At 45.3% G+C, this 26,691-nt stretch carries 24 protein-coding genes and 4 pseudogenes; 13 read left to right on the top strand and 15 right to left on the bottom strand.

The genetic code is table 11. The annotated features are described in order from the left end of the window. The first annotated feature begins 138 nt into the window (after window positions 1-138). Entirely contained in the window at window positions 139-576 is a 438-nt protein-coding gene (locus tag NQ489_RS05150; protein WP_021651335.1) for a hypothetical protein, read from the top strand. Between the two features lie 23 nt (window positions 577-599). Here the strand turns inward: NQ489_RS05150 and NQ489_RS05145 are convergent, their stop codons facing one another. From NQ489_RS05145 to NQ489_RS05130, 4 genes are all read right to left on the bottom strand, one after another. After that, window positions 600-2,549 carry an NAD(+) synthase gene (locus tag NQ489_RS05145; RefSeq protein WP_021651334.1) on the bottom strand — a complete coding sequence of 650 codons (1,950 nt, stop codon included), beginning with the start codon at window positions 2,547-2,549 and terminating at the stop codon, window positions 600-602. A gap of 19 nt (window positions 2,550-2,568) precedes the next feature. Next, on the bottom strand, window positions 2,569-3,450 hold the full coding sequence (gene hslO / locus NQ489_RS05140; protein ID WP_015527218.1) for an Hsp33 family molecular chaperone HslO: 882 nt from the start codon (window positions 3,448-3,450) through the stop codon (window positions 2,569-2,571). A 17-nt stretch (window positions 3,451-3,467) separates the two neighbouring features. Then, window positions 3,468-4,241, bottom strand: coding sequence for a class I SAM-dependent DNA methyltransferase (locus tag NQ489_RS05135; protein ID WP_044961476.1), 774 nt, complete (start codon window positions 4,239-4,241; stop codon window positions 3,468-3,470). Between the two features lie 176 nt (window positions 4,242-4,417). Continuing rightward, window positions 4,418-5,551: a hypothetical protein gene (locus tag NQ489_RS05130; protein ID WP_044961474.1), complete on the bottom strand. Its 1,134-nt coding sequence runs from the start codon at window positions 5,549-5,551 to the stop codon at window positions 4,418-4,420. Between the two features lie 443 nt (window positions 5,552-5,994). Here NQ489_RS05130 and NQ489_RS05125 point away from each other — a divergent pair, with 443 nt between their 5' ends. Together NQ489_RS05125 and NQ489_RS05120 are read left to right on the top strand one after the other, a co-directional pair. After that, the gene (locus NQ489_RS05125) at window positions 5,995-6,558 is read left to right on the top strand and encodes an ECF transporter S component (protein ID WP_044961472.1); all 564 of its coding nucleotides are present in this window, start codon (window positions 5,995-5,997) and stop codon (window positions 6,556-6,558) included. Window positions 6,559-6,606: 48 nt separating this feature from the next. Beyond that, entirely contained in the window at window positions 6,607-7,737 is a 1,131-nt protein-coding gene (locus NQ489_RS05120; RefSeq protein ID WP_021651330.1) for a pyridoxal-phosphate-dependent aminotransferase family protein, read from the top strand. Between the two features lie 126 nt (window positions 7,738-7,863). Here the strand turns inward: NQ489_RS05120 and NQ489_RS05115 are convergent, their stop codons facing one another. The 9 genes and pseudogenes from NQ489_RS05115 to NQ489_RS05075 form a co-directional block, all read right to left on the bottom strand. After that, entirely contained in the window at window positions 7,864-9,999 is a 2,136-nt protein-coding gene (locus NQ489_RS05115) for a HelD family protein (protein ID WP_021651329.1), read from the bottom strand. A gap of 5 nt (window positions 10,000-10,004) precedes the next feature. Continuing rightward, window positions 10,005-10,325, bottom strand: a complete 321-nt coding sequence (locus NQ489_RS05110) for a putative heavy metal-binding protein (RefSeq protein WP_021651328.1) — start codon at window positions 10,323-10,325, stop codon at window positions 10,005-10,007. 182 nt (window positions 10,326-10,507) lie between these two features. Beyond that, window positions 10,508-12,346: an ABC transporter ATP-binding protein gene (locus NQ489_RS05105; protein WP_021651327.1), complete on the bottom strand. Its 1,839-nt coding sequence runs from the start codon at window positions 12,344-12,346 to the stop codon at window positions 10,508-10,510. Continuing rightward, window positions 12,343-14,505 (bottom strand): ABC transporter ATP-binding protein, encoded by a 2,163-nt coding sequence (locus NQ489_RS05100; RefSeq protein ID WP_021651326.1) that lies wholly within the window; start codon window positions 14,503-14,505, stop codon window positions 12,343-12,345. Before NQ489_RS05100 ends, NQ489_RS05105 begins: the two co-directional genes overlap by 4 nt. After that, the gene (locus NQ489_RS05095; protein WP_021651325.1) at window positions 14,498-15,016 is read right to left on the bottom strand and encodes a MarR family winged helix-turn-helix transcriptional regulator; all 519 of its coding nucleotides are present in this window, start codon (window positions 15,014-15,016) and stop codon (window positions 14,498-14,500) included. The genes NQ489_RS05100 and NQ489_RS05095 overlap by 8 nt, the downstream gene beginning before the upstream one ends. Window positions 15,017-15,320: 304 nt before the next feature. After that, window positions 15,321-15,494: a DUF4250 domain-containing protein gene (locus NQ489_RS05090; RefSeq protein WP_044961487.1), complete on the bottom strand. Its 174-nt coding sequence runs from the start codon at window positions 15,492-15,494 to the stop codon at window positions 15,321-15,323. 288 nt (window positions 15,495-15,782) lie between these two features. Continuing rightward, complete coding sequence (gene clpB / locus NQ489_RS05085) at window positions 15,783-18,365, bottom strand: ATP-dependent chaperone ClpB (protein WP_015527234.1); 2,583 nt, start codon at window positions 18,363-18,365, stop codon at window positions 15,783-15,785. 105 nt (window positions 18,366-18,470) lie between these two features. Further along, the gene (locus tag NQ489_RS05080; protein WP_156906918.1) at window positions 18,471-18,620 is read right to left on the bottom strand and encodes a hypothetical protein; all 150 of its coding nucleotides are present in this window, start codon (window positions 18,618-18,620) and stop codon (window positions 18,471-18,473) included. A 208-nt stretch (window positions 18,621-18,828) separates the two neighbouring features. After that, window positions 18,829-19,095, bottom strand: a pseudogene (locus NQ489_RS05075) (ABC transporter ATP-binding protein); the annotation flags it as partial. A 164-nt stretch (window positions 19,096-19,259) separates the two neighbouring features. Between NQ489_RS05075 and NQ489_RS05070 the strand changes: the two are divergent. Together NQ489_RS05070 and NQ489_RS05065 are read left to right on the top strand one after the other, a co-directional pair. Continuing rightward, window positions 19,260-19,400: a hypothetical protein gene (locus NQ489_RS05070; RefSeq protein ID WP_021651320.1), complete on the top strand. Its 141-nt coding sequence runs from the start codon at window positions 19,260-19,262 to the stop codon at window positions 19,398-19,400. A 3-nt stretch (window positions 19,401-19,403) separates the two neighbouring features. Beyond that, window positions 19,404-19,562 carry a transposon-transfer assisting family protein gene (locus NQ489_RS05065; protein ID WP_021651319.1) on the top strand — a complete coding sequence of 53 codons (159 nt, stop codon included), beginning with the start codon at window positions 19,404-19,406 and terminating at the stop codon, window positions 19,560-19,562. A 205-nt stretch (window positions 19,563-19,767) separates the two neighbouring features. On the opposite strand, the pseudogene NQ489_RS17950 reads toward NQ489_RS05065, so the two are convergent. Further along, a pseudogene (locus NQ489_RS17950) lies at window positions 19,768-19,842 on the bottom strand (hypothetical protein); the annotation flags it as partial. 331 nt (window positions 19,843-20,173) lie between these two features. Here NQ489_RS17950 and NQ489_RS05055 point away from each other — a divergent pair. From NQ489_RS05055 to NQ489_RS05030, 6 genes are all read left to right on the top strand, one after another. Further along, complete coding sequence (locus NQ489_RS05055) at window positions 20,174-20,878, top strand: lantibiotic protection ABC transporter ATP-binding protein (RefSeq protein ID WP_173722862.1); 705 nt, start codon at window positions 20,174-20,176, stop codon at window positions 20,876-20,878. Further along, on the top strand, window positions 20,879-21,625 hold the full coding sequence (locus tag NQ489_RS05050) for a lantibiotic immunity ABC transporter MutE/EpiE family permease subunit (RefSeq protein ID WP_021651315.1): 747 nt from the start codon (window positions 20,879-20,881) through the stop codon (window positions 21,623-21,625). 68 nt (window positions 21,626-21,693) lie between these two features. Further along, window positions 21,694-22,371 carry a lantibiotic immunity ABC transporter MutG family permease subunit gene (locus NQ489_RS05045; protein ID WP_259852641.1) on the top strand — a complete coding sequence of 226 codons (678 nt, stop codon included), beginning with the start codon at window positions 21,694-21,696 and terminating at the stop codon, window positions 22,369-22,371. Beyond that, on the top strand, window positions 22,364-22,741 hold the full coding sequence (locus NQ489_RS05040) for a NisI/SpaI family lantibiotic immunity lipoprotein (RefSeq protein ID WP_025580194.1): 378 nt from the start codon (window positions 22,364-22,366) through the stop codon (window positions 22,739-22,741). The genes NQ489_RS05045 and NQ489_RS05040 overlap by 8 nt, the downstream gene beginning before the upstream one ends. 38 nt (window positions 22,742-22,779) lie before the next feature. Continuing rightward, entirely contained in the window at window positions 22,780-23,442 is a 663-nt protein-coding gene (locus NQ489_RS05035; RefSeq protein ID WP_055056575.1) for a response regulator transcription factor, read from the top strand. Continuing rightward, window positions 23,433-24,797: a sensor histidine kinase gene (locus tag NQ489_RS05030; RefSeq protein WP_021651313.1), complete on the top strand. Its 1,365-nt coding sequence runs from the start codon at window positions 23,433-23,435 to the stop codon at window positions 24,795-24,797. Before NQ489_RS05035 ends, NQ489_RS05030 begins: the two co-directional genes overlap by 10 nt. 161 nt (window positions 24,798-24,958) lie before the next feature. Here NQ489_RS05030 and NQ489_RS05025 read toward each other — a convergent pair. Continuing rightward, window positions 24,959-25,243 (bottom strand): annotated as a pseudogene (locus tag NQ489_RS05025) (MATE family efflux transporter); the annotation flags it as partial. 200 nt (window positions 25,244-25,443) lie between these two features. Here NQ489_RS05025 and NQ489_RS05020 point away from each other — a divergent pair. Together NQ489_RS05020 and NQ489_RS05015 are read left to right on the top strand one after the other, a co-directional pair. After that, a pseudogene (locus NQ489_RS05020) lies at window positions 25,444-25,518 on the top strand (IS200/IS605 family transposase); the annotation flags it as partial. Between the two features lie 8 nt (window positions 25,519-25,526). Beyond that, entirely contained in the window at window positions 25,527-26,624 is a 1,098-nt protein-coding gene (locus tag NQ489_RS05015) for an RNA-guided endonuclease TnpB family protein (protein ID WP_110102915.1), read from the top strand. Window positions 26,625-26,691: the final 67 nt, after the last annotated feature.

Raw genomic sequence — 26,691 nt, 5'->3', positions numbered from 1 at the left:
GTTCTTTATATTCTGAAATATCAGCCTGCTCTTTTCCTTATTTTTCCAGGCACAGTATCGAATGACCTGCGCACAGCTGTGGCATAAATCCTCCCTCCCGATAATAAACTATATAAAAAGCTTTGGGAGGCGTGCGCCATGAGTTCCAAAACCAGGATCATCGTCCTACATATGAAAGAGATCATTTACACAGCTGTCTTTCTGGCTCTGGCTGTCGTTCTGGCTGTCGTTCTTTTCTTCATGTTCGGTCCCGGAAAAAATACCAGTCATACAGCCAGCGAAAAATCCCGCTACAAGCCGGGCGTCTATACCTCTTCCATCACCCTGAACGAGAATACCTTCGATGTGGAAGTTACTGTAAATGCTGACAGGATCAAGGCCATCCGTCTGGTGAATTTAAATGAAGCCACAAAAGCGTCCTATCCTCTTATGGAACCGGTTCTGGATTCTTTGGCAAGTCAGATCTATTCCAGTCAGTCCCTGGAAGACATTCAGTATGCAGGAGACCGGAAATATACCTCCCAGGTACTCCTTTCAGCTATCACGGATGCAGTAAAAAAAGCGGAGAACACTTAAGCTCTCCGCTTTGCGATCTACGTTCAGATTTCAATCTTCTCCAGCACATCCTGCCAGATCCTTGCACTTGCATCACTTGGCATTCTGAGATCTCCTCTTGGAGAAAGTGCCACACTACCTACCTTCGGGCCATCCGGCAGACAGGAACGCTTGAACTGCTGGGCAAAAAATCTCCGATAGAAGGTTTTCAGCCATTTCAGGATCGTCTCTTTATCATAAATCCCCTCAAAGGTCAGGCAGGCAAGCCTGTAGATCTTATCCGGTGTAAATCCTGCACGCAGCATGTAATACAGATAAAAATCATGAAGCTCATAAGGTCCTACCAGATCCTCCGTCTTCTGGGCAATCTTGCCATCCTTAGGAGGAAGAAGCTCCGGGCTTACCGGAGTATCCAGGATATCCAGAAGAACCTCCTTCAGTTCCTCATCTCCGCAGGTATCCGCATAATAACGTACCAAATGACGTACCAGTGTCTTCGGGACAGAAGCATTTACACCATACATGGACATGTGATCGCCATTATAGGTTGCCCAGCCAAGAGCCAGCTCGGAAAGGTCTCCGGTTCCCACAAGAACGCCGCCTTCCTTGTTTGCCGTATCCATCAGGATCTGAGTACGCTCACGTGCCTGGCTGTTCTCATACGTCACATCGTGGATCTCCGGATCATGTCCGATATCCCGGAAATGGATATTTACCGCCTCTTTAATATTTACCTCGGTAAGCCTTGCACCAAGGCAGCGGCTTAACTTGCAGGCATTCTGATAGGTTCTGTCTGTGGTTCCAAAGCATGGCATGGTCACACAGTGGATCTGTTCTCTCGGCATTTCCATCCGGTCAAAGGCACGTGCCATTACAAGAAGCGCCAGGGTAGAATCCAGTCCTCCGGAAAGTCCTACTACCGCACTCCTGCTGTGGATATGCTCCATACGTTTCTTAAGTCCCATAGCCTGGATGTTCAGGATCTCCTCGCAGCGCTCATCACGTTCTTCCTTCACAGACGGAACGAAGGGATACTGTGGATATTTTCTGGTAAGTCTTGTTTCCTCCTCTGCTACGGAAAAATCGACTCTTGTATGACTGCAGGTAGAAACTGCCGGATACGTGGACATTCTTCTTCTCTCATCAGCCAGTCTCTGCACATCAATCTCACTGTAAATGATGCCGTTCTCAAAGCGTCTGCTTTCCGCAAGCATGGAACCGTTCTCTGCGATCATATTCTGTCCGCCAAACACGAGATCCTGGGTAGACTCCCCTTCCCCTGCACTGGCATAAATATATCCGCAGATCAGTCGTGCTGACTGCCCGCTTATCAGAGTTCTCCGGTAGGAATCCTTCCCTACCATCTCATCACTGGCAGAAAGATTAACGATGATATGCGCACCGTTGACGGCATGACGGATACTTGGCGGTGCAGGGACCCAGAGATCCTCGCAAAGCTCTGCTGCAACGGTGAATTCCGGAAATTCCTTACATTCAAAGATCAGCTCTGTTCCAAAAGGAATTTCATCCCAGAACTCATCCTCCTCATTTTTCTCGCACTTCAGGAAGTCCACAAATTCCACATCTTCTTCCTCTGCACCTGCAAACTGTCTCTGCTCATAAAACTCATTATAATTCGGAATATGAGTCTTCGGCACAAATCCCACGATACGGCCATGATTCAGAGCTGCTGCCACATTATAGAGCTTGCCTCTGTGACGCAGCGGGAGTCCCACAAAGATCAGGGCGTCCGTCTCCCTTGTCTCCTCTGCAATATGCAGAAGCTCATCCCACGCACTGTCCAGAAGACATCTCTGGAGAAAAAGATCGTGACAGGTATATCCTGTGATACAAAATTCCGGAAATACCATCAGCTTGACATGTTCCTTTTCCATTTCATGAATGGCCTTCAGAATTTCCTCTCCGTTTGCCTTGCAGTCTGCAACGGTAACTCTCGGCGTTGCCGCTGCCACCTTGATAAAACCATGCTTCATTTTTTCTTCCTCCCGAGTTTTATCGCTTGCACTCTCTTATGATCCTCTTAAGATCTTCCACGGTAAAATTATAATTCTTATTGCAGAAATGGCAGTTCATCTCAATGTCCTTGCCTTCCTGGATCATCTCGTTAAGTTCTTTTCTTCCGATGCTGATCAGCGCTTTTTCCACACGCTCTCTGCAGCAGTTACAATGGAACTGTGTGGGCAGTGTATCATTGATCTCTATGTCAAAGCCTTCCAGTACTTTTTCAAGAAGACTTTCCGGTGTGTGCCCCTGCTCCAGAAGATTGGTAACAGAATCGATCTTTGATACGTTTTCCTCAAGCTTTGCGATCACCTCTTCCTCTGCAAAAGGCATCAGCTGTACAATAAAGCCTCCCGCCTGACGGACTGTATTATCCTTATTCATCAGCACACCCAGTCCTACTGCAGACGGAACCTGCTCGCTGGTTGCAAAATAATAGGTGAGATCTTCTGCGATCTCGCTGGTCTGAAGAGCAACCTGTCCCACATATGGCTCTTTCAGTCCCATATCCTTGATCACATCCATAAAGCCTACGCCGACAGCTCCCGCAACATCCAGCTTGCCTTTGCTGTTTGCCGGGATACATACATCCGGATTCCCCACATAGCCCTTTACATTTCCGTGAGAATCTGCAGTTACTGTGATTCCCTGCAGTGGTCCGCCTGCATGGATCCGAAGTGTAAGGAGATCCTTTTCCCCTTTCATCATAGCTCCCATCATGGCACCGCCGGTAAGGAGACGTCCCAGTGCCGCTGTTGCCACCGGACTGGTGTTATGATTCTTTCTCGCTGTCTCCACCATATCGGTTGTAACAGCCGCAAATGCACGGATCTGGCTGTTTGCTGCTGTTGCTCTTACAATATAATCACTCATATAAAAAATTTCCTCCTTTATTTCTCGTCTGACGGAATTTCCTTTCCATGTTCTCTGGCCACAAAAGTCAATCTTCCGCTGTCCGGCTTCGGTGCATCCTTGGTGTATGCGTCATAAACCGCCAGCGGGATCAGGCCTGCCTTTTCAAGAAGTTCCCTTACTTTCTCCGGATCATAGGCCTTCTGGTAATGAATTTCCTCGTCTCTCTCATAAAGACCATCTTCTCTCGGAAGAAACAGAGTCAGATCATACACATTGATCCCGGTCTCCTCATCAAATTCATTTTCCCAGATAAAGCTTCCCTCTTCCCGATTCTCTGCAATAGTCGTATTTCCAAGCATTCCCCGGTATTTATACGGGGTGTTCATATCAAATATGAAAATTCCATCCGGATCAAGATAATTGTTCACCAGTTTAAATACAGCAAGCAGATCATCCTCCTCTGTGATGTAATTCATACAGTCACAGACGCTGACGACAGCACGTACCGTTCCATAAAGTTCAAACTCCCGCATATCCTGTTCCAGATAAAGGATCTCATGACCGGATTCTGCACGTTTTTCCATGGCTTCGCCAAGCATTTCCTCAGAGTTATCCACACCGATCATATCATAACCGGACTCAGCCAGAAGCTCTGTCATCACTCCGGTCCCACAGCCAAGTTCCAGCACGATCCCGTCTTCAATTCCGTATTCTTTAAGACTTCCTATAAGATATTCCGCCCATTTTTCATATTCCACATTGTCCATGAAAATGTCATAAACTCTGGCGAAATCACTGTATGCTTCCATAAAAACCTCCAAATATTTTCCGGGCGTTCCATCGCCCGCAGCGTTCACATTATACCATGTCTTCCTGTATAAGTATACGCCTCTGACATAATATGACACAAAAAATCCGGGACCGCAGCCACAAAAGCTGTGATCCCGGAATTCTTATCTAACCGAATCTCCTGTTGCTCCAGGCTTTACTGTACAGGCATATAGTATACGTCTGCAGCCTCACCGTGCCAGTAGAAGCTTGTTCCATCCTCTTCATATACATCACAGTCATACTGAGAAGAGAAGGTGAAACGGTTTCCTTCGTTATCCATCCATGCACCGTTTCCGTCCGGAACGATAACACGTGGTTTACCATCGGAGTTTCTGTAAATAGTTCTTGTCTCATCTGTGTTGCCAAGCTGCTCATCTGTAAATCCGCCATTTACGATAGCACCGGAGGAGCTGCTGTCAGTGGATGCAGTTCCATTGGAAGAACCGTCAGATGTACTGCTTCCGTCTGTAGATGTTCCGTCAGATGCTGCACTTCCGTCTGTAGATGTGCTTCCGTCGGCAGCTGTAGTTCCATCTGCTGCTGTTCCGTCAGAAGAAGCTGCGGCATTACCATCTGCAGATGCACTTCCGTCAGAGGAAGCTGCGGCATTACCTTTACCGGCAGTCTTGGCTGCAGAACCATTTGCCGCACTCTTCAGAGTGGAATCACCAAGGATCGCAAAGCTGTCGACAGACTCCTGAACCTTTTTCAGAGCATCCTCTTTTTTAACAGATGCCACAAGGCTGTAATACTCGCTGTCATTTACAAAGTATTTATTGATAGCATATACATAACCGTCACTCTTGGTCGTATCCTTATATTTCACAGTATAAGAATAAATGTTGATTCCGTCTTTCTGATCTGCCTTGTAATCCTGGATCTCAAAATCGGTTCCATTTACCATGTTCTCTGCCTGTGTCATGGAAACTGCCATATCCTGGGAGTTCGGGATCACTGCGGATTCCAGATCTGCGCCGGATCCGTGAAGGATCAGGATCCTGCCCTGGTCCGGAGACTCGAAGCTTACCATATCTGTCTCGTCGGACTTGTTGGACCAAGTTGCATCCGGAAGCTTGATCGCTACGGATTTATCCTTGGATGTATAGGTTGTATTCTGTGCGTCTGCTGCAACAGTCGGTGTAACCTTCGCTTTTTTCGCCGGTGTCGGAGTAGGAGTAGACTCCACAACCACGCTGTCCTCTTTTCCTCTTCCGAAACTACATGCCGTCATGACACCAGAAAGAGCAACAGTCATAGCTAAAAGTGCAATAAATTTTTTATTCTTCATAGTATCCTCCTCATAATCATCATCAGTCACAAAGTGTGTCCGGAATATTCACTTCTGAACACACTCTTTGCTATAGTTTACGATTTTATTACAGCTTTGTCAATTGATTTCTCCCTATACTTTATGAATATCCTGTAAGCAGATATCCTGCTCCGTACAGGATTTTTCTAACATTATAATCTTCCCGGATATACCTATCTTATTCTCTTCTTCTGCTGATCCTGTATTTCCCGTTTTACGCCTTCATTACGAAAGCTCTGTTTATTCCCCCACCAAGTAAGCCTCCTGTTTTAATGACAAATATCCCCTTGAATCTGTCCCTTCTTTTTTTTCTATAATTGTGTCTTTATTCATGCACACTCATGTTGTAAAGTATACCCAACCAAAAATATATGAAAAGAGGACATCCATACATCGATGTTTTCAGGAAAGGATCTATCACTATGGAAAAAGCAGTTCAGACATCTCAGAGAACTGACCAGGAGCTTTCATCTGTTCAGTTTCTCACCATTACAGCCGCATTTGTTGCACTGACTTATATCTTCACCGCATTTATTAATGTTAAGCTTCCGATCGCTGCCAACGGCGGACTGATCCACCTTGGAAATGTGCCGTTATTCATCGGTGCCATTTTATTTGGAAAGAAAACCGGAGCCATTGCCGGTGGGATCGGAATGGGTCTCTTTGACCTTCTCTCCGGATGGACACTGTGGGCACCATTTACTCTTATTATTGTAGGGATCATGGGCTTCACAGTAGGTAAGCTCACAGAGGATCCCCGGCACCAGAACATGAAATGGTATGTGATCGCCATTGCCGCAGCCTGCGTGATCAAGGTTGCAGGATACTACATTGCAGAGGTTATCATCTATGGAAATCCACTGGCACCGGTATCTTCCATCCCGGGAAACCTGGTCCAGATCGGTGTTGCAGCTGTCATCGTTCTCGTAGTGATCACACCATTAAACCTTGCAGCAAGAAAAACCGGATTAAAAAAACAGCTGTAACAGCTGCCGTAATTTGCGGAAATAATATAAAGATCAAGAGGTGAGCTTATGTATAAGATCATGACACCGGGACCTACACAGGTCGCAGAAAATGTCCGTCTGGCAAGAAGCATGGAATGCACAAATCCGGATCTGGACGAAGATTTTGTCGAATTTTATAAAGAAACCTGCGAGAAAATCAGCTCTCTTCTCCATACCTCCAACGAAACTCTCATCTTAAGCGGTGAGGGTATCCTTGGACTGGAGGCTGCCATTGCTTCCATGACTGAGCCCGGAGATAAGGTTCTTGTTCTGGACAATGGTATCTACGGAAAAGGCTTTGCCGATTTTGTTTCCATGTACGGCGGCAGACCGGAGCTTTATACCAGAGATTATCAGAACACTCTCGATGTAAAGGAACTGGAAGCCTTCCTTGCGGATAACCATGACTACAAATATGCAACCGTAGTACACGGTGATACTCCAAGTGGCATGCTCAACGATGTATCTGCCATCTGCCCGCTTCTTAAAAAATACGGGATCCTTACCGTTGTAGATTCTGTCTCCGCTTCCTTCGGCGAGCCTCTGAACATTGATGCATGCCAGATCGATATCATGTGCGGCGGATCACAGAAGGTGGTATCTGCACCTCCGGGACTTACCTTTGTTGTAGTCAGCAGTGATGCAAAAAAGGCAATGACTGAAAGAAAGGCACCCATTGCTTCTTTCTACGCAAATCTCACAACCTTCGCACATTATTATGAAGAAAAATGGTTTCCATATACCATGCCGATCAGCGATATCTATGGCCTGCGGACTGCTATTGACAACATTGCCGATGATCCTGGGATCCTTACACGCCATGCCAGAATCGCCGCAGCCTCCCGAAAGGCCATTACAGGAGCCGGACTTAAGCTGTATCTCCACAGCGGCTATTCCAACACGGTAACTGTTTTTGAAGTCCCGGAAGGCACCACTGCCGCTGCGATCCTGGACGGAGTCAGAAAAGACTATAACATCATGCTGGCAGGCTCCTTCGATGTCCTTGCCGGAAAGGTTATCCGCATCGGTCACATGGGAAATAATGCAGCTTTCTACAATGTACGTGAAGTTTTCCATGCTCTTGACGGAACCCTGCAGAAGCTTGGTGTTCCTCTTACCGGATCCATGGAAGAAATCTTCTGCGAAAATATGAAATAAACAAAAAAACGCTGTAAAAGGAAATTTATCACTGCTGTTTCTCCATTTTGCCGGTATAGCCGGTAAGATGAAGAGACAGCTCACATTTCCATTTATAGCGTTTTGTAATATTATTTATTCTGTTATTTATTCTGTTATTTCATACATATACAATTCATGCAGCGCCCTGGTTGCCGCAATATATCTAGCTCTCTGCACGATCGGACTTCTGTCAGTCCCCGGAAATACAGAAAATACCTGATCAAATTCCAGTCCCTTTGCCATATAAAACGTGGTAACAGTAAGACCCTTTTTGAAATTTGTGCTGTCCCTGTGAAGCAGTGACAGCCTTTCCTTTGTGTCAAAGCCCTCTGCTTCCAGTTTTTTCTGAAGAATATAATATGCCTCTCTCGCTTCATCTGCAGTTCTGGTGATCACCGCTGCTGTCTCGTAAGAAAGCTCCTCCCCGGTCTCAGTCCCATCTGTCTCCGAAGCCGCATTTTCCGGCATGTCTTCGTCGGCTTCCGCCACTGTCTGCTTCTCCAGTCTCAGTTCCTTTACCACACGCTCCAGTGCCTCAGTAAGCCCCGTAAATTCTTTCTCTTCCACCGGTTTTCCATGGCGTTCAAAAAGCTCCACCTCTGTGATCCCCGCAAGCTTATTCGCATAGGAAGCAATCTCAATGGTATTACGGTAACTCTTATTCATCACGATCCTTCTGATATCCTTGCCAAAGATCTTCGGAAGGAATGTAAGCACATCCTGCTGGTCCCCATCCATGGTCTGCTCCCGATCTCCCAGGATCGTCATTTTGCATTTAAAAAGCCTCTGGATGATGAGATACTGGATCATGGAATAATCCTGCATCTCATCCACGATCAGATGGCGGACACCGCTGTCTTCCTGCTGGGTCTCCAGACGGTATTTCAGATACAGAACCGGATACACATCCTCATAACGAAGCTTTCTTTTTTCGTACTGTACCTGTGGAAGCGCCGGAAATCCCTCCTGCCTCAGGAAACGATTGTATAACACATAAAGATCTCTTGTCTCATACATCCGGTAAAAACGACTCTTCACAGCATCCCTTTCTTCATCCGGAAGGTCAAAGCCCTTCAACGTTTCCACCTCATCAATGAAATACTCTGCCACTGCATCCATTCTGGAAAGCAGCGGGATATCCATGAATTTAAAATAAAACAGTTCAATAATTTCCTGTTCTTTTTTTACTACGCCACGATGTTCTATATCCCTGAAATTCATAAGACTGTCTTCCAGTTCTGCCAGATACCCTTCCATACGGTCCAGAAAATCCCGGGACTGTTTTTCCTTCAGAAGCTCCTCATCACATAAGCCTGAGATCTGCCGCTCGATCAGATCATAACGATCCTCGCAGTCAGACACTGTATTTTTCAGTCTCTTATAGGCAAAAAGATCAAAGCTCATCTCCCGGATGTTCTCCTCACCAAGCTCCGGCAGGATATGGGAAATATAATCCGAAAATACTCCATTGGGCGAAAGTACCAGCACAGAAGAGGATTTCAGATTCTTTCTGTCATGATAAAGGAGATATGCGATCCTGTGCAGAGCAATGGAAGTCTTTCCGCTTCCTGCAGCCCCCTGAATCACCATGATCCTGTCCGAGGTGTTTCGGATAATAGCATTCTGCTCCTTCTGAATGGTTCGGATAATGTTTTTCAGCTGTACATCTCCGTTGCTTCCAAGCTCTGCCTTCAGGATCTCATCATCAATTTTCACATCGCTCTCGAACTCGTAGATCATTTTTCCGCCACGGATCTTATACTGCCACTTTGCCGCAATATCTCCATGGATCTCACCCAGCGGGGCCTGATAGGAGGCCGGTCCTTTGTCAAAATCATAGAACAATCCGGACACCGGTGCCCTCCAGTCATAGATCAGAGGCAGACCACCGTTTTCCTCCGCAAGGTTTGCGATACCTATATAAAAGATCTCCGGCTCATCATCACCCTCATAGCAGAAATCCACTCTGCCAAAGAATGGTGAATCCATCATCTTACGGAATCTGCGGCGCAGCTCGATCTTTTCATTGCTGGCATTGATCTCATGGAGAAGTGCCTGCTGGTTATCAAAATTTTCGTAGCCATACTGGTCCATCTCTGTGTAGTTTTCCCAGTAATACTCGTGCATTCCTTCGATTTCTTTCTGACCGGCCTCTATGGAATCATCCAGCTGTGTGATCCGGTGACGCAGAGTTCCTGTTACATGTGCAAGATATTCCCGTCCGTTTTTTACTGCTGCCATACGCCTTAATCCACCACTACCGCTGTTCCGCTTGCTGTAACCATCAGCATGCCATTATCTGCGCCAAGTACCTCATAATCAATGTCCACGCCAATCACTGCATTGGCGCCCATTGCTCCTGCCCGCTGTTCCAGTTCTTTCAGTGCCTCTTCCCTGGCCTTCTGAAGCTCTTCCTCATAACCGGCACTTCTGCCGCCAAAGAAATTCCGAAGACCCGCGCTAAGATCTTTCATAAAATTTACTCCTGAGATCACCTCTCCAAATACGATTCCTTTATATTCACGGATTGCTCTTCCCTCTACCGATGGTGTTGTTGTTATGATCATGGTAAAATCCTCCCGTTTCTGTCATTTTTCATGGACACTTCCGGAGTATTTCCGAAAACATGCTCCGAAGTGTTTATTACAGAATTATACCCGAAAGCGGAACAGATGTATAGAGTAAAAAAGCGAAGCGGACATTCGAAATCCGCTTCGCACCTTTTAAATAATAACGATCGATCTCAGTCTCACGCCTGAGCCTCTTTTTTCTCAAACTGACTGTTATACAGATCCGCATAAAATCCCTTACGTGCCAGCAGCTCTTCATGATCTCCCTGCTCAATGATATCTCCGTCCTTCATGACAAGAATCAGATCTGCATCCTTAATGGTAGAAAGTCTGTGGGCGATAACAAAGCTGGTTCTGCCCTTCATCAGGTTATCCATAGCCTTCTGGATCTGCATCTCTGTTCTTGTATCAACGGAAGATGTGGCCTCATCCAGGATCAGGATCTTATTGTCTGCCAGAATTGCTCTTGCAATGGTAAGCAGCTGCTTCTGCCCCTGAGAAACATTACTGGTTTCCTCATCCAGGACCATCTGATAGCCGCCGGGCTGCTGCATGATAAAGTTGTGGATATGGGCCGCTTTTGCTGCTGCGATCACCTCTTCATCCGTTGCGTCCAGTCTTCCGTAGCGGATATTTTCCATAATGGTTCCGGAAAACAGCCAGGTGTCCTGCAGCACCATTCCGAACATCTCACGGAGATTGCTGCGGTTAAAGTTACGGATATCATGTCCGTCAACCTTGATGCTTCCGCCATTTACATCATAAAAACGCATCAGCAGCTTTACGATCGTCGTTTTTCCTGCACCTGTAGGTCCTACAATGGCGATCTTCTGACCGTCATGCACATCTGCGGAAAAATCATTTACAATGATCTTATCCGGATTATAACCGAATTTCACATGCTCAAACTGTACATTTCCTTCCAGTCCCTCAATGGAATCCGGATTCTCCGGCTGAAGCTCTTCCTCCGGCTCCTCAAGAAATTCAAATACCCTCTCAGAAGCTGCCGCCGAGGACTGTAGAAGGTTTGTAACCTGGGCGATCTGCTGGATCGGCTGTGTAAAGTTACGGATATACTGGAAGAAGGACTGGATATCTCCAACCTCGATAGTTCCTTTGATGGCAAAAAGCCCTCCGAGAAGTGCCACCATCACATATCCCAGATTTCCCACAAACTGCATGATCGGCATCATCATTCCGGAAAAGAACTGTGACTTCCATGCAGACTCATAAAGCTTCTGGTTGTCATGCTCAAATTCCTTCAGCACATCCTGCTCTTTGTTGAATACTCTTACCACATCATGGCCGCCGAAATTTTCCTCCACCTGACCATTTACTTTTCCCAGATACTCCTGCTGTGCCTGGAAATATTTCTGGGAGTGTTTCATTACTTTATTAATGATAAGCATGGAAACCGGCAGGATCAGCACTGCTGCCAGTGTCATCCACACGTTGATGGAAAGCATCATGATAAATACACCGATCAGTGTTGTTACGGATGTGATCAGCTGTGTCATGCTCTGGTTGATGCTCATTTGCAGGGTATCCACATCATTTGTCACCCTGGAAAGGATCTCACCGTTTGTTCTGCTCTCGAAATAATTCATTGGCAGACGGTTGATCTTCTTTGAAATATCCTTTCGGAGATTGTATGTGACATCATTGGAGATCCCCGTCATGACAAATCCCTGGATCAGGGAAAAGCATGCACTTGCCACATACAGTCCCAAAGTCCACAGAAGGATCATTCCGATCTTACTGAAATCAATACCGCCTGTACCGTTTACCTTGGCAACCAGACCATTGAACAGCTCTGTGGTAGCTTTTCCAAGGATCTTCGGGCCTGCAATATTAAACGCTGTACCTGCCACTGCAAAGATAAACATCAGGATAAAACGGAATTTATATCTGCCCATATAGCCAAAGAGCTTTTTCATGGAGCCTTTGAAGTCCTTGGCCTTCTCTGTTGGCTGCATTCCGTGTCCGCCCATCGGGCCTCTTCTTCTCTGCTGACTCATGCCAATTCCTCCTCTGATAACTGACTCATGGCAATCTGGCGATATACCTCGCAGGACTTCATCAGCTCCTTATGGCTTCCGATCCCTGCCATATGTCCATCGTCCAGTACAAGGATCTTATCTGCATTTAAGATCGTACTGATACGCTGTGCCACGATAATGGTTGTTGCTTCTTTTGTATGTTCTTTCAGAGCTTTTCGAAGTGTACTGTCTGTTTTAAAATCCAGTGCGGAAAAGCTGTCATCAAAGATAAAGATCTCCGGATCTTTTGCGATAGCTCTGGCGATGGAAAGCCTCTGCTTCTGTCCACCGGAAACATTGCTTCCTCCCTGTGCGATCGGAGTCTTATATCGCTCCGGCTTGGTGTCGATAAACTCCGTAGCCTGTGCAACCCCTGCTGCTTTTTTCACTGCATCCTCCGAAATCTCTGTCTTTCCGTAACGGATATTGGAATCAATGGTTCCTGAGAAAAGTACACCCTTCTGCGGAACGTAACCGATCCTGTCACGGACATCCTTCTGTGTCATTTTCCGGACATCCACACCATCCACTTTCACAGATCCTTCTGTTACATCATAGAAACGCGGGATCAGATTGATCAGTGTACTCTTACCGCTTCCTGTACTTCCGATGATCGCTACTGTCTCACCTTTTTCTGCCTTGAAGGAAATGTCTGTGATAACATTCTCTCCTGCCTCCGGATATGCGAAGCTTACATGATCAAATTCTACAGTACCCTTCACATCCTGGGAAGGCTGTACCGGATCCTCCGGATCCTGGACACTGACTTCTGTCTCAAGTACCTCGTTGATACGGCGTGCAGATACATTTGCTCTCGGCAGCATGATAGACATTGCTGTGATCATCAAAAATGACATGATGATCTGCATTGCATACTGGATAAATGCCATAACATCACCAACCTGCATGCTTCCGCTGTCTACCGCATAAGAACCGCTGTAGATAGTCAGTACAGAAACTGCGTTCATGATCAGCATCATCACCGGCATCATAAATGTCATACAACGGTTTACAAAGAGGTTTGTCTTCGTCAGAGTGATATTTGCATCCTCAAAACGCTCCTCCTCGTGTTTCTCCCGGCTGAATGCACGGATAACCGGAATACCGGTAAGGATTTCTCTTGTTACCAGGTTCAGCTTATCTACCATGGTCTGCAGGGCTGTAAATTTCGGCATTGCGATCCTGAACAGCATTGCCATAAATGCCATGATCAGTACAATGGCCACCCCAAGGATCCATGTCATGGAGGAATCTCTCTGAAGCACGCGGATCACACCACCGATTCCAAGGATCGGCGCGTAAAGCACGATACGGAACATCATAGCCATTACCTGCTGGATCTGCTGGATATCGTTCGTGCATCGTGTAATCAGGGATGCTGTTGAAAACTTATGGTACTCTCTGCTGGAAAAACCTATGACTTTGTTATAAACCAGCCCACGGAGATCATGTCCCATAGATGCAGCAACTCTGGACGAAAGAAATACCACACATACTGCAGCCATCATAGTGACCAGTGCCATCAGCACCATGCGGATACCTGTTGACTTCATGTAATCCATCTGTATGGCATCCACATCTTCACCCATAGCTTCATATTCTGCACGAACATAGGAAACACCTGCCTGTGTGATGATGGATTCCTGCATCTTGTCAATCTTTTCTCCGACCTGCTCCTTCACAGCAGCCAGAGCCTCTGCAGGCATCTGAGAAAGAGCCGCCAGTGGATCAGTCCCTTCCGGGATTCCCATTTTTGCAAGAGCTGCCTTTGATTCCTCACTGCCGGACATCAGCGTAGAAACGATCACCATCGGTTTGCCGAAGATATCGTTGAGTTCTTCTCTGTCTTCTTTGGAGATTTTATCCTTTAATACCAGATCATCTCCCTCTTCCTCATAAAATCCATCCACAGTTTTCGCATCATCCTCTTCCATAAACAGCTTCAGACTGTCCATGGAGGTCTTTCTGATCTTCTCAGGAACACTGTCTTCAATACCGTTCTGCTGAATTCCCACATTAATGATATTTGATGTGTAATTCGGCAGAGACAGATCACAGTATGCCTGAAGAAAAAGAAGCGCAATGATGAGTACGATGTAACCTGCAGATCGTTTCAGATATTTCATCAGTTTAATCACGTTTCTGTTCCTTCCTTTCTGTCATTTCATCCGGATGAAGCTTTTCTATGGCTTCCTCCGGCTGGATCTTTTCGATATTTACAAGGATCTGCTCCAGAAATCTCCGAAGCAGGCACTGTTCTGCCTCACTGAAGCCTTCCATCATCACAGCCTCATTTTTATGGATCCGTTCCAGTGCTTTTGCCTTGATTTCCTTTCCCTTTTCTGTCATGTAGATCCTGGTCACACGCTGGTCCTTTTCATCCGGTTTCTTATAAAGAAAGCCTGCTTTCTCCAGTCTCTGTATCGATACATTTACCGTAGGCGGCTTGATATGCAGGATCTTTGCAATTTCCCGCTGACTCAGGCCATCCCTTCCGGACACAAGCCCCAGAACCGGTATCTGTCCCGGATAAATCCCAAGCTCCTGCATCTGACCAAAGCATTTCGTCATAAAATAACGGTCTACCTTCATAAACAGAGATAAAAAGCTGCTCTGCCTTTCTTTCTCATCTTCCTCCTTACAAAACACGCTGTCACTCCTCTCTCATCCGATCAGACACCTGCTCTTTGTTAATGATATACGAAGCAGTGATCTTCTTTTTTAATTAGTCGGCTAACTATATATAATATACATCTGCACAAAAAATGCAACTGGTTTTTGTGAATTTTACACTTTTTTAAGATTTACAGCTTCTTTAATTTCCACCTGAAATCTATTAATTAATTTGTCAAGCTAATTTATTTTCTGCTGTTTTTCCTATTTTTTTCGCAAAAAAAAATACCCGCTTCGTTTTTTTATTCGAAACGGGTACTTCTTTCTGTTCCTGATTTTCTTATACAAACTGATTCACAGCCGGATCATAAGCATAATCGATCATGTCAAGCTTATCCTCCAGTTCTTTCCGGTTAAGTCCTCTGTCCTCACAGAAGGCATCCAGGGATCTGTAAAAATCCCGCAGCTGTGTATTTACGTAACTTAAAAGCATTACCGGGTCCTTTGGTATCATAATCTGTTTCCATCCTTTTATCTGATATTTATCCAATATCCCAGATGCTGCTGGATAGCTGTCTGATCTGAAATATCAGATTTACTATCTTACCAATTCTATTTTTTGTCAAGAGCCAGTAAAAAAATTTTTCAGGATTTTTTATTTCTTCAGTATCTGATAAAAATATTCCATTCCTTGTCCCCAAAAAAGAACTGCCTGGTTCCGATTTTCATCCTGAAATGGATTTCTATCAGAACCGACAGTTCTTTTCCTTGTCAATCTATCATAACTTTATGGAGTTATTTTTTACTTCGTGCTGACGGTAAACGCTCCGTCCTTCACATCCAGCACAATGGTATCTCCGGCATGTACATCACCGGAAAGGATCTTCTTGGCTGTCAGTGTCTCCACATAATTCTGGAGATAACGCTTCAGAGGACGTGCGCCGTAAACCGGATCATAACCGTTATCCACTACCATCTGTTTGGCAGCATCTGTAAGCTCCAGAGAAAGCTCCTGGTCAGCCAGACGGTCGCTGAGCTCTTTGACCATAAGATCTACGATCTTACCTACATTATCCTTGGTCAGCGGCTTGAACATGATGATCTCATCCAGACGGTTCAGAAATTCCGGACGGAAATGACCACGAAGATCATTCATAACCTGTTCCTGTGCCTCCGGTTTGATATCTCCCTTCTCGTCGATACCGTCAAGAAGGTACGGAGAACCAATGTTGGAAGTCATGATCAGGATCGTATTCTTAAAATCAACCGTACGTCCCTGTGAATCCGTGATACGTCCATCGTCCAGTACCTGCAGAAGTACATTGAATACATCCGGGTGAGCCTTCTCGATCTCATCAAAAAGAACAACACTGTACGGTTTTCTTCGAACGGCCTCTGTCAGCTGTCCGCCTTCCTCATATCCGACATATCCTGGAGGCGCTCCGATCAGACGGGACACGGAATATTTCTCCATGTACTCACTCATATCGATACGGACCATATTCTGCTCATCGTCAAACAGTGTGGCAGCCAGAGTCTTGGCAAGCTCTGTTTTACCAACACCGGTTGGTCCGAGGAACAGGAATGAACCGATTGGCTTTGTGGGATCCTTGATTCCGGCTTTGGAACGAAGGATCGCATCTGTTACAAGACGAACACCCTCATCCTGTCCTACTACACGTTTGTGCAGCTCATCCTCAAGGCCCAGCAGCTTGGTTCTCTCACCTTCTGTCAGCTTGGTTACCGGAATACCGGTCCATCTGGAAATGATACGAGCAATCTCATCATCTGTGACAGCCTCATGTACCAGGCTTCTGTCACTCTCCTTAACCTGCTTTTCCTCAACTTCCAGCTGCTGCTGAAGCTTCGGCAGCTCGCCATACTGCAGCTCTGCTGCTTTCTCCAGATCGTAATTCTGTTTTGCTTTCTGGATCTGTTTATTGATATCCTCGATCTGCTCACGTAATTTCTGAAGCTTCTCTACGGAATGCTTCTCATTATCCCACTGAGCTTTCTGGGTATTAAAAGTATCTCTCAGCTCTGCAAGTTCTTTCTGCAGATCAGCCAGACGCTCTTTACTTAAGTTGTCAGTTTCTTTTTTCAGGGCAGACTCTTCAATCTCCAGCTGCATGATCTTACGTCTCTGCTCATCCAGCTCTGTCGGCATGGAATCCAGCTCCGTCTTGATCAGCGCACAGGCTTCATCAACAAGGTCGATTGCCTTATCCGGGAGAAAACGGTCTGTAATGTATCTGTGTGAAAGTGTGGCAGCTGCAACCAATGCACTGTCTGTGATCTTAACACCGTGGAATACCTCATATCTTTCCTTCAGACCACGGAGAATGGAAATGGTATCTTCCACTGTCGGCTCATTTACCATAACCGGCTGGAAACGACGGGCAAGTGCAGCATCCTTCTCAATATACTGGCGGTACTCATCCAGAGTTGTTGCACCGATACAGTGCAGCTCACCTCTGGCAAGCATAGGCTTCAGCATGTTTCCTGCGTCCATGGCGCCGTCTGTCTTACCTGCACCCACGATCAGATGAAGCTCATCGATAAACAGAATGATCTGTCCTTCGCTCTTTTTCACTTCCTCAAGTACCGCTTTCAGACGTTCCTCAAACTCGCCACGATACTTGGCACCTGCAACCAGCGCACCCATATCCAGGGCAAAAATCTTCTTATTCTTAAGACCTTCCGGTACATCTCCTGCCACAATACGCTGTGCCAGTCCCTCGATGGCTGCTGTTTTACCAACGCCAGGCTCACCGATGAGAACCGGGTTGTTCTTGGTCTTACGGGAAAGGATACGGATAATATTCCGGATCTCCATATCACGGCCGATCACCGGATCAAGCTTCTGATTCTTCGCCTTCTCCACAAGATCCTCACCGTATTTATTCAGGGTATCATAGGTTGCCTCCGGGTTGTCACTGACAACTCTCTGGTTTCCCCTGACTGTAGATAATGCCTGAAGAAAACGCTCTCTGGTGATTCCGAATTCATTGAATAGCTTCTTCATGCTCGGGCTTGGATTCTTCAGCATGGAAAGAAACAGATGCTCAACCGATACATACTCATCTCCCATAGCCTTCGCTTCGTCCTCTGCACTGACCAGTGCCTTGTTCAGATACTGACCAAATCGAAGCTCTCCACCGGAAACCTTAACTCTGGCATCCAGTGCCCTCTTAACTGTGTCAATAAAATATTCCTTCTGGATTTCCATCTTCTCGATCAGCTTGAGGATCAGGCTATCCTCCTGTGTCAGCAAGGCATACAGAAGGTGTTCCTCTTCGATCTCCTGATTGCCATATTCATAAGCAATCTTTTCAAGATCCTGGACAGCCTGTACGGATTTCTGTGTAAATTTACTGATATTCATAGGCTTTCCTCCTATTCTATGAAAAGCATTTCCAATATTCGCATACCGGAAATGCTGTGCTTTTTTCTTGTTCTAGGAGAACTATAACACTATTTGTTAGCACTGTCAAGAGGTGAGTGCTAATTTTTGTGTTATTTTTTTGCAACCGTAAAATGAAAAACTAATTTCCGCCTTTAGCCCTTTATGCTCTTTTATTGGAAGGTGTTTCTTTACGAGCTCAAGTTTCAACTCCTTACTATACTGTTTCCTAGACATAAAAATATGCTCCTCATATGATAGATTTTTGGATATTTCCATTGTCTACCATATGGGGAGCATATCAATCCAACGGTTTTCAGTGCTTTTTTCATATTACTTTATTGAATATCCCTCATTCTGCCTATATAAGTGAAACTTAGCGAAACTTAAATTAAATCTCTTTCAGACAATTCAATTTGGATATTCACCAACTGTGGATTATTTCTCAGTGCACCAGTTTCCAACTTACCGCCTGCTGCCTTGCATCCACAAATCTCTTATAAATACCTTCCTGTTTCATTAATTGCTCATGTGTTCCATGCTGTGCAATTCTTCCTTTTTCAACAACCACAATCTGGTCTGCATGTCTGACTGTTTTTAATCTGTGGGCAATCATAATAATCGTTTTTTCCTTTGTAAGTGCATCTACTGCATCCATAGAATTCTGCAGAATCGCCTCGTTTTCCGGATCCGTGTAAGCAGTAACTTCGTTCCGATTAGCACAACCAGCGCAAACCCGCATAAAACCGGGACTTTTCAAAAATCTAAAGACAATTAAACATCTCTATAATCACACCTGAAATGCCTTTTTCGTAAGTCTGCGACGAAAAAGGCATTTCTTTTTGCCCAAGGAAAGGAGGTGACGGGGTATATGCCATGATTAACAAAGATGAGCGCCGTGATGTGAGTATTCGCAAGCCCCGGCCATCTATCCGCAAGCAGCTTGCCGACAGCAAACAGGCCACCAGCCCGAAAAAGGCGGCGGCCAGAACCAAGAAAAATGAATTGGAGGTATGAGGAATGATGCACTTTACCGTGGAAGAAGAAAATTTGATCTGTATGTACCACAACGCAGACCGACGCAGGACGATAGGCAAGATCACCGCAGCCATGCCGGGTATGGACGGGGATAGGATAAAGTATTCGCCCACCTCTGCAAACATGCGGGAGAAGCTTTGAAACTGGCGGTTATCAGCCCCGAAAGGCGTAGGTTACAGTCATTATTAGCCCCTGAAACAGGTACAGATGCGCAGCGGGTGTATCTGTTTCGGGGGTGTGCAGGTGATAGCCGCAAAGCGGCGTAAGAGGGTGCAGCCCTCTTGATCGTTATTCTTGTTCCAGCGGGAAGCTCGTCGATGTAGTCCGCATAGTGGGCCAGCACCTTTTCTGTGGCCCACTTCTCACCGGCAACGGCGGCTTTGATTGTTTCATAGTCCAGCAGCTTTTCTTGTCCGTCCATCCTGATACCCCCGTCAGATTGATTTTTTCCATGATACCATATCTGGGAGTATGGAGCCAGAGAAACCGGCGATTTTCTGCTGGTAAATTCTACGCATTTAGAGCGGCACTATGGCGGGGATAGGATAAAACACTCACATACCCCGCCGACTATGCGGGAAAAACCTTGAAATATAGGGCTTTTTAAGGCCCTAAATGCGTAGGTTGGTGCTTTGTTGCGATATGCTCCACAGTTACGGTGTATTGTTCATATTCTGTTTTCGGGAATCTTTATGAAATCTTCAAAATTGCCCGGTATGCTATCCGTAGAATCAAAGAAAGGACTTGATTATATGGATATGATTTTGAAAACGACTGACCTCTGCAAAAATTTCAAGGGGCAAATGGCGGTAAACAATGTGTCACTGAACATCCGGCGCAACTCGGTTTATGGTCTGCTGGGGCCGAATGGGGCTGGCAAATCCACGATCTTAAAAATGCTCACCGGCATTTTGCGCCCCACATCGGGAAGCATCGAGTTTGACGGCCACCCGTGGAAGCGGAATGATCTGGAGCATATCGGTGCTTTGATTGAGATGCCCCCGCTTTACGAAAATCTGACTGCATACGAAAATCTCAAAGTCAGAACTACATTGCTCGGCCTGGACGATGCACGAATTAACGAGGTATTGCAAATTGTCCAGCTCACGAATACCGGCAAGAAACGGGCCGGGCAGTTTTCTCTTGGTATGAAGCAGCGGCTTGGTATTGCTATTGCATTGCTGAACAGTCCCCAGCTTTTGATTCTGGATGAACCGACTAACGGCCTTGACCCTTTAGGGATTGAGGAACTTCGAGAGTTAATTCGCTCTTTTCCCTGCAAAGGAATTACAGTTATTTTGTCCAGCCATATTCTGTCAGAAGTCCAGCAGATTGTAGATCATGTGGGTATCATTGCTGGCGGCGTCCTTGGATATGAGGGAGAGCTTCGCGCCGGTGAAGATTTGGAACAACTCTTTATGGATGTTATTCGCAGAAATGGTAAGGAGGGATATTAAATGGAGATGGCATATATTCAGGCAGAGAACCTAAAGCATAAGAGAACTTTCACAAAAACGCTGATCGTTCTGGCCCCGTTTGTAACTGCGCTTATGAACTTTTTTGCCCCTCTTTGGTTCCAGCTCAATTCTTATAATTGGTGGTATAACCTGCTTTATCCTGGATTCCTTACGCTCACCTGTGCCTTGATTGAACAGCGGGATAATGGCAAACTAAAATATCGTGCCGTTGCTTCATTGCCTGTTTCGCAGAACAAAGTCTGGAAAGCAAAAATTGGAGTGGCCGGTATTTACTCCTGTGTGGGGAATTTCATTTTCCTGGCGCTAAATCTGTTGGGCGGTTTTGCAATATTAGTTATCAACGAAATTCCCCTGACAATCGGAATTTGCCAGGCTGCGGCCGGAACAGCTTGTATTGTCATTGCAAGCCTATGGGAAGTTCCGCTGTGCTTATGGTTATCAAAAAAAGTTGGTATCTTTGTCACGGTTATTCTTAATGCCGGACTTGGAAGCGTTTTAGGGATTTTCACGGTTACAACCTCTTTGTGGATGATCTGCCCGTATAGCTGGGTGCCGCATCTTATGATTTCCGTGTTAGGTATTTTGCCTAATGGTGAGCCGGTTGCAGATCAGAGTACGGCAATGGCATTTTGGATGATTATACTTGTATTGGTCATTTCGCTGGCCTGGTTTGCGGCGCTGTCATTTTTAACTGCAAGATGGTTTGAGAAAAAGGAGGTGGGGTAACTATGGTATCTGTGGTTCGCTGCTGGAAAGCAGAATATCAGAAGTGTAAACATAGCATTTTGCTCTATATGCACAGCATGATTCCGATTATATGTGCGGCGATTTTTGCGGGTTACTATCATATATCCAGATGGGAACTGGCAACCAAAATCAGTGCCTATCTGGAAGTGCTGGCCGTTGCGTTCCCGTTTCTGATCGGCATTATTGTGGGCCTGGTTGTTCAGATTGAAAATCAGGCCGGGCATTATCAGCTTTTGTTGGGAACAATCCCATCTCGCATGGCAACGTATATTGGTAAACTTGGTTTTCTGATGATCTGTGCTTTTGGCGCAACATTTTTAGCGTTAGGAACATTCGCTGCACTATATAGGGATGCTCCGGCAAGCCTTTACCTGAAAGCAGGGATTCTATTGTTGATTACCACGCTTCCTATTTACCTGATTCATTTGTTTGTGGGAATGAGCTTCGGAAAAGGTGCATCTATGGGATTGGGAATTGCAGGGAGTTTAATAGCTGCCCTTATGATAACAGGGCTTGGTGACGCTACATGGAAATATATTCCCTGGGCCTGGGGCGTTCGTGCTATGGATTACACTGTGCTTGCATGGGATAGCCCCCAACTGTATGCACAGGTAAAAACCGATTTTTTCAGCGGTATGATTATTTCTGTATGCTGCACTGTTTGTCTGCTGATTGCCAGTTTGGTTTGGTTTCATGGTTGGGAGGGAGGTAAAAACAGTGAATAAAAAGTGCCTGTTTGCCGTGGTAATTGTGCTTGTAAGTCTTATATGCTTATCGGCCTGCGGTGCGCTCCGCGATACCGCCGATAAAAATAAGGCGTTAAATGAATCTCTGCCGTATTATGAGCTGAACGCCGCAAACTATGATGAAATTTCATATAACGGCCTGACATATACCATAACGGATGAATGTCTTGAAATGTCAGAACTGCAAGAAGAAATCGGGCAGGTATCGAAACGCTTCAAAAATGTGGCGGGGGAAGATTTCAGTTTCGGCTACGTTTACAGTATTGTGGATGTGGATATAAGCAATGCCGTAGCTGTAAATATCAACAATGAATATCGGAAAGCTGACATTAAAAATAATGATGAGTAACCTCGACAATGTGGTATAATGGGGCGGGAGGTGATTTTTTGACCCACTTACTTGTAGTTGACGATGAAGTTTCTATCTTGGAATTGATTAAGAACAGTTTGGGGAAAGATGGATATTTGATAACAGTCTGTCAAAATGCGGATGATGTAGACATCAAAAAGCTGCATTTCTATGACCTCATTCTTTTGGATGTGATGATGCCTGGCACAGACGGGTTTGAGTTTTGCAAACAGATCAGGAATATGGTAGACTGCCCGATTCTCTTTCTGACCGCAAAGACATTAGAGGAAGATATATTGTTTGGATTGGGCATCGGTGCGGATGATTATATTACGAAACCTTTTCGTATTCAGGAGCTTCGCGCCCGTGTCGCGGCACATTTACGCAGAGAAAAAAGGGAGCATCACAGCACACTTTCATTTGAGCCTGATATAAGATTTGACCTTTCCGCAAAGGTACTGTATGTTTCAGAACAGCCGGTTCCCCTTACCAAAAGCGAGTATTCAATCTGTGAATACCTTGCGAAAAACCGGGGACAGGTTTTTACAAAAGAACAAATCTATGAAGCCGTTTTCGGGTTTGATGGAATAGGCGATAACTCTACGATCTCAACGCATATAAAAAATATTCGTGCGAAATTGGAGCATTTCAAAATAAGTCCGATCAGCACCGTATGGGGGATAGGATATAAATGGGAGTGAAAAAGAAACCTACATTGAAAATATTGTTTCGCCAGTTTGCTATCTCCCTCATTGTCATGCTGGTAGCGGCAATTATTGTCCCTTTTGGTTTGGAGGGACTTGCTGTAAATGCTGGATTAGCTACAAGAGCAAATCTAAGTGAATTGCAGGTAAAAAAGATCATTCCAACGCTGACGATTGCCCCGGATATTACAAAGGTTGTGATTCCACAGGGATGCGGCTACTTAATTCTGGACAAGAACTTTAATGAGCTTTACAGCAATATGGACGATGATGAAAAAGAAATTGCCCTGCTGTACGCAAAGGGAGAATATATTGAATATGCTACGGGGAGGCAGTTTGCACTTGTTGTCCGGGAAAACGAATTTTGCGTTTTAAGGTATTATATTGGTTCTCAATTTACAGTGTCATGGCTACCGGAATATTTTCCATCTCCTGACACGCTTGTGTTTATCCTGATGGCTGTAAATTCGCTGCTGGTCATTATCATACTGACCGCCAGATTTGCTAAGAACCTGCGTACACAACTGACCCCACTTTTTGAAGCAACTGCGGAGGTTTCAAAGCAAAACCTTGATTTTGAAGTAGGACACGCCAAAATCAAAGAGTTTGAAGATGTCCTTGCATCTTTTTCAGATATGAAAGATAATCTGAAAATTTCGTTAGAACGGCAATGGAAAACCGAACAGACACAGAAAGAGCAAATCGCCGCGCTTGCCCATGATTTGAAAACGCCTCTGACGGTTATTCAAGGAAATGCTGATTTACTCACAGAAACAAATCTTGATGATGAGCAACGATTATACGCTGGTTACGTCGTGGAAAGCTCCGGCCAGATGCAGTCATATATTCAAACCCTGATTGATATATCACGGGCGGCGGTTGGTTATCAGCTCCATATTGAAAGTATAGACTTGCCAGCGTTCATGCAGCACTTGTTCGGTTATATGGAATCACTATGCCGGACAAAAGAAATCCGGCTGCAAATGAATACTGTTTCACTCCCTCAAATGCTGAAATTTGATAGGGTGCTGATAGAACGTGCTATTATGAATGTTATCAGTAATGGGCTGGACTACTCCCCGCAAGGCGGAACGCTTTATGTGGATGTTCAGAGTAACAACGGTTTCGTGGAAATTTCAGTCACAGACGAGGGAACGGGGTTTTCTAAAGAGGCATTATGCCACGCACAGGAACGGTTCTATATGGGCGATCAAAGCCGCAATTCAAAGTTACACTTTGGTATGGGTCTATATATTACAAATTCGATTATGGAACAACATAATGGTCAGCTTATTTTAGAAAATTCAAAAGAAACCGGCGGCGCAAAGGTTACTATGAAACTTCCTTGCTGATTTTCCGATAGTGTAATGGACGTCTTTTATGTCCGTCCATTTTTCAAATCTTTATGGAATCTTCAAAAATTCCTCTTATCATGTATCTAAAGAAAAAACATCTGCCCAGCGGCAGAAAAGAAAAAAAACGCTGCTGGGCAGACCCATTTTCACGCTTAATTTACCTTTGCAGCTTTTTTACTGTCTCCCTGTCCAAGTGTCCTTGCAAGAAGTGCATTGGTTCCTACACCGGTTCCAATCCCCACTGCCACCATAAGCATCTGCACTGGAAATACCAGTGTCAAAGCATTTAGTGCTGTCTCACTGCCTGCTTTCATATTTCCCACAAATGCACTGTCTACAATGTTATAGACTGCCTGCAATGCCATAGATAGGATCATCGGGATTCCCATCTGGATCATCAGCTTATTTACCGGCATATCCTTCATCTTGTTGCTTTCCGCCATTTTGTTTTAACAAATGTAGCAAGAATTCTCCCACCTCTTCAGGTGGTGAGATGAATTGCACATCTGGGCATATCTGCTCAAAAAATCCCTATAGTACAAAAGAAACACTTGTTCTCCATCCCCTGATGTAGTATACTAAAAAAGAACAATTAGTTCATAAATACATATCAGTCGATAAAAGAAAATGAATGATAAATATAATGGAATTAGACAATAATTCCCATTCAGTATTTCTACTATACTATCACCTGGTGATGGTTATAAAATACAGAAGGTGAGAAGAATGAACCGCGCCGTAAAAATAAGGATCTATCCAAATAAAGAGCAGAAAGTCCAGATAGAGAAAACAATCGGCTGTAGCCGCTTTATCTATAACCAGATGCTCGCAGACAAGATCAGCTATTACCAGAAAGAAAAAAAGATGCTCCGGAACACACCGGCCGGATATAAGAAGGAATATCCCTGGCTGAAGGAGGTAGACTCCCTTGCCCTGGCGAATGTGCAGCTGCATCTGGAAAGTGCGTTCCGGAAGTTCTTCCGGGAACCATCCTGCGGATTTCCACGTTATAAATCAAAGAAGCATACAAGAAATTCGTATACGACCAATGCAGTAAACGGGAATATCCTTTTGCAGGATAGCCATCTGAAGCTTCCGAAGATGGCTGCCATAAAGATAAAACTCCACCGGCAGATTCCGTCAGACTGGAAGCTGAGATCCGTAACTGTGAGCCGTGAGCCATCCGGGAAATATTTTGCAAGTCTTTTGTTCTGCTGTGAGAACCAAACCGTGGAAAAAAGACCGGCAGAGAGATTTCTTGGGATTGATTTTGCCATGCAGGGAATGTGTGTATTTTCTACAGGAGAAAGAGCTGGGTATCCTATGTTTTACAGAAAAGCAGAGAAAAAACTTGCAAGGGAACAGAGAAAGCTCTCCCACTGTGAAAAAGGAAGCCGGAACTATCAGAAACAGAAGAAACGGGTAGCTTTATGTCATGAAAAGATAAAGAACCAGAGAAAAGATTTCCAGCATAAGCTCAGCAGGGAGCTTGCTGAAAGATATGATGCAGTATGCGTGGAAGATCTGAACCTGAAGGGAATGTCCGGAGGCCTGCATCTTGGGAAAGGCGTGCAGGATAACGGGTACGGGCAGTTTCTGTCCATGCTTGGATACAAGCTGGAAGAGCGCGGAAAACATCTTATAAAAGTAGACCGTTATTTTGCATCCAGCAAGATCTGCAGTGTATGCGGACATAAGAAAAAGGAACTAGCATTGTCGGATAGAATGTATGTCTGTGAATGTGGAAACAGGATGGACCGGGATGTGAATGCAGCAGTCAACATCCGGGAAGAAGGAAAAAGGATCTATAAAGAATGTGCCTGACGGCACAAGAAAAAAATCCGTAACCGGATAAACATAAAAAACAAAACCGCAGGACACGCGGGGATAG

It is taken from the genome of Blautia sp. KLE_1732_HM_1032 (assembly GCF_025147905.1).
Lineage (GTDB): Bacteria > Bacillota > Clostridia > Lachnospirales > Lachnospiraceae > Blautia_A > Blautia_A fusiformis.
This window is presented reverse-complemented; position numbering and strand designations above follow the sequence as displayed.